This window comes from Kineococcus siccus (assembly GCF_009906795.1).
GTDB lineage: Bacteria > Actinomycetota > Actinomycetes > Actinomycetales > Kineococcaceae > Kineococcus > Kineococcus siccus.
Genome location: NZ_JAAALN010000331.1, coordinates 1 through 3,040 on the forward strand (window position 1 = coordinate 1; position 3,040 = coordinate 3,040).

Here is a 3,040-nt window from a genome sequence, read left to right on the forward strand (position 1 = left end):
CCGTCCGTGCGCCCGCCGCCGGCGGCTCCCGGCCCGCCACCGGGGACGGCGCCGGCGGGCCGGCCGTTCGCCCACCGGTTCCGCGCGATGGCCGGCGCCTCGGCCCGCGAGGCCGGTCGCGACCGCGGGCTCCTCCTCGGTGTGCTCGTGCTGCCGGTCGTCCTCGCCGCGGGAGCCGCGGCGGTCGCGCGGGCCGTGGCGGGCCCCGGCGACGTGGGTGCGCTGCGCTGGGTCCTGCCCGGGGCGGCGGCGTCGGGGCTCGTGCTGCTCGCGCTGCCGGGCACCGCGGGCCCCCTGCTGCGGCTGCGCGCGCGCGGCACCGTCCTGCTCGTCGCCCTGTCGCCCGCAGGGCGCTCGACGTCGCTGCTCGCGGGCGTCCCGGTCCGGCTCGGGCTGGCGGCGGTGCAGCTCGCCCTGACCGTCCTGCTCTGCGCCGCAGGCGGAGTGCTGGCCCCGCGCGGGGTCGCAGCGGTCGCGGGCCTGCTGCTCACGCACCTCCTCGGGGCCGGTCTCGCCGTGGCCGTCGGGGCGCTCGCGGGCGGGCTGCTGCGGGCCGGCGACGGCGCCCGGGGGGTGCTGGGCCTCGCCACGGCCGCGGCGCTCGTCCTCGGCGGCGTGCTGCTGCCCCTGTCCGCCCTGCCGGCCCCGGCCGCAGGCGTCCTGTCGCTGACGCCGACGGCGCTGCTGGGCGACGCCCTCCGCGCGGGGCTCACGGGAGTGCCTCCGGCCCACCCGCCGGCCCTGGCGTGGGCCGTCCTCGCGGTCGCGACCGGCCTCGCCTGGGCGGCGACGATCGCCTCGCTCCGGCTCGGTGCCCGCCGGTCCTGCGTCCCGGACCGACCGGCCCCGCCCCCGGAGCACCCCTGGACCTGACTCACCGCGGTCGTCCGACCGCGGACGGTGAGGCAGTCGGTGGATCATGAGGAACGCACGGACAGGACGTGCGCCGCGCACTGCTGGTCTCCGCCCGGCGGGGGCAGGATCGGGGCACGGCACGCACCGCGCCGTGGTGGACCGGTCAGCACGACACCCGAGGAGCCCCCGATGAACGCCACCCCCGTCGCCACCCCCCTCGCTCCCACGTCCGGCGAGCTGGCCGTCGCCCTGCAGGACATGGTCCGGCAGCTGCTCCTGGACGCGCCCAGCGTCCAGGCCGCGACGCAGCCGCTCTGCCTGTGCTGGGTCGAGAGCCAGGACTGAGCCCAGGACGACCGGTCCCGGACGACGGCCCCGTGCTGTCGCTGCGCAGGCCCGTGCGCCTGTCGCGCGACGCGACGGGGACCCTCGTCCTTGACGACGACGACCGCGTGCTGCGCGTCGCCCGCGGGGCTGACCGCGTCCTCGAGGTCGTCGCCCAGCTGGGCGGCCGCGCGGCGAGCGAGGACCTGGTCCGGCGTCTCGTGCGGGGCCCGGAGGACCTGCCCGAGGTCGCCGGGGGTGTCGCGCAGCTGATCCTGGACGACGTGCTCGTCCGCACCGGGCCCGAAGGTCCGGTGGGGCGCACGGTCGTCCTGACCGCGGTGGGCGACGTCGACGTCGCCGCGGTCACCGAGTCGCTGGCCGCCGACGGGGCGGTCGTGGTGGGGCAGGACGCGCCAGGGGCGTCCCTCGCCCTCGTCGTCTGCCACGACCACCTCGACGAGCGGCTGGTGGAGGTGCTCCAGCAGCACCGCGAGCGGGGGCTCGCGGTGCTGCTGGTCCGCACGGGCGTCACCCGGTGCTGGGTGGGGCCCCTGCTGCCACCCGCGCCCGACGGCGTGCCGGGTGGCGGCGTGCGTCCTGGTGCCGGCGCGGCGTCCGGCGTGTGTCCCGCCTGCCTGGACCAGCAGCTGCGCCGCAACGGCACCGGGCCCCGGCCGCCCACGGCCGGGGGCGCCACCGTCGTCCCGGCGACGGGCCGGGCGGGGGCCGACCGGGCCGCCGCCGCCCTCGTGGCCACCGCCGTCGGGGCCGTCCTGGACGACGCCCCCGGGGTGCGGGAGGCGTGGCAGGCGCAGGTCCGCGAGCTCCGGCTGCACGACCTCGACGTCGTGCACCACCCGGTCGCCGGCTGCGCGCAGCTGGCCCGGCCCGCCGCCGACGACGGCACGGGCGGTCCGGAGGCCTTCCTCGACCGCGTGGCCCCCCTCGTCTCCGCGCTGACGGGCGTCCTCGCGCCCGTGACCGTGCGCCGGGCCGCCGGTGGGCAGGTGCTCGCCGAGACGACCCACCCGGTGCGCCGCCGCGACACCGGGGCCCCCGACGGGCTGGGCTGGACCCGGGCCCCCGCGTGGGGGTGCCGCGACACCCCCGCGCAGGCCCGGGCCGCCGCCGTCGGCGAGGCCCTGGAGCGCTACTGCGTGTCCTGGCACGGCGACGAGGCGCACGACCGCGCGAGCGCCGACGAGCTCGTCGCGCGCGGCGAGCCGGTGCTCCTGCCGCAGGACCTCCTGCTGTTCTCCGCGGGCCAGCGCGCCGCGGGGGAACCGGTCCCCGACGACCTCCCGGCGGACCTGCGCACCGACGTCAGCCCGCTCGTCTCGGCGGTCACGGGGGAGCGGTGGTGGGTCGCCTCCGCCGCCGTGCACTTCGGCCACCCCGACCTGCGGGCCGCGCGCTGCTGCCGGCCCGACTCCAACGGGTGCGCCGTCGGCCCCACGCGCCCCGCGGCCGTGCTGGCGGGGCTGCTCGAGCTCGTCGAGCGCGACGCGGTGGCGCTGTGGTGGTGGCCGCGGTCGGCGCGGCCGGGCGTCGGGCTGGACGTGCTCGGCCCCGCGCAGGAGCGCCGGACGATCGAGGCCTTCGGCCGCACCGACCGCGACGTCCACCTGCTCGACCTCACGACCGACCTCGGCGTCCCCGTCGTCGCCGCGGTGAGCGCGCGCTCCGACGGCACGGGGATCGTCGCCGGCTTCGGCGCCGCGGTGGACCTCGCGGCGGCGGCCCGCCGGGCGGTGCAGGAGTGCGGCCAGGTGCTGGCCTGCCTGGAGTTCGGGGTCGTCGGCACGGGCGCCCCGGGGTGGGCGCAGCGCAGCGTGCGCGACGAGCCGTACGTCCTGCC

The 3,040-nt window shown here is 80.0% G+C and carries 3 protein-coding genes; all 3 read left to right on the top strand.

Annotated elements, in window-relative coordinates; translation table 11 throughout:
• Positions 1-873, top strand: an 873-nt coding sequence (locus GTR02_RS20970) for an ABC transporter permease (protein ID WP_205709752.1), incomplete at its 5' end; no start/stop codon positions are given.
• Positions 874-1,044: 171 nt separating this feature from the next.
• Positions 1,045-1,200, top strand: a complete 156-nt coding sequence (locus GTR02_RS20975) for a hypothetical protein (RefSeq protein ID WP_166609414.1) — start codon at positions 1,045-1,047, stop codon at positions 1,198-1,200.
• Between the two features lie 32 nt (positions 1,201-1,232).
• Positions 1,233-3,040 (top strand): YcaO-like family protein (locus GTR02_RS20980; protein ID WP_166609415.1); only part of this gene is annotated, 1,808 nt, incomplete at its 3' end.